At 39.0% G+C, this 726-nt stretch carries 2 protein-coding genes; both read right to left on the bottom strand.

Annotated features, from left to right (window positions below; all coding sequences use genetic code 11):
• Window positions 1–226: 226 nt before the first annotated feature.
• Entirely contained in the window at window positions 227–463 is a 237-nt protein-coding gene (locus RY831_RS33075; RefSeq protein ID WP_326510514.1) for a CPCC family cysteine-rich protein, read from the bottom strand.
• The coding region (locus RY831_RS33070) for a hypothetical protein (protein WP_326510513.1) at window positions 460–726 on the bottom strand (267 nt) is incomplete at its 5' end. The genes RY831_RS33070 and RY831_RS33075, both read right to left, overlap by 4 nt.

Genomic DNA, 726 nt, shown 5'->3' with positions numbered 1-726 from the left:
ACCGAAATCACTTCCATACCTGTTCACTTTTTACAAAGGGATTTTTCAGAAAAGGCAGGCGGATTCAATCCTGAAAGTGGAACGGCTTATTAATAGGCATGTAACTGCCTCATAAAGGCTTCATGTAGTGTTTTGAATCCGAGGCAATTCCTTGATTGATGGTTCAGGCTAGACGTTGCCAGAACATTCGACTGCTAGCATAAAAACGCTTGTTCAAGCGCATCGGCTATTTGATTTTGTTTTTTGAAAGACCACTCTCTGGAATATGCGATTTTTCTAACCAAATTTTCTGTGCTGTGATTAAGTTTTCTTGGTTCGCGCCGCCTTCAAAAGTTGGATCGGAAGATTGCACAGGATCATCTTCCCATCCGCATATCTCACAAATTTCATAACTGCCAAGTGCACCAATAGTTTTATTGCCACAACAAGGGCATGGATAAAATTCTTGATTTAATTGATTCATTGTCTATTCCAATACTCAATTCCATCTTTAGGTCTGAACATGGTTTTTGGTGCTCCATTTTCTCCCTTTACTAAGAAAGTATTCGTACGTTGGTCATAGAATAAGACGTCTTTGTTCCGTATTTTCATTAGCGCATTCTCCGGTGGATTATTCACGTATTTATATGCAGCATCGACATATTGTTTTGAATTTGGTAACTCATGAAACTCATGTCTGTGTTTTTTCCAGTGCCCATAAGCGTTCTCAACAGAAGTCAACGTTTT

This window comes from Noviherbaspirillum album, from assembly GCF_035916955.1.
Taxonomy (GTDB): Bacteria; Pseudomonadota; Gammaproteobacteria; order Burkholderiales; family Burkholderiaceae_D; genus Noviherbaspirillum; species Noviherbaspirillum album.
The sequence above is the reverse complement of the archived record's forward strand: the minus strand, read 5'-3'. Positions and strand labels throughout refer to the sequence as shown.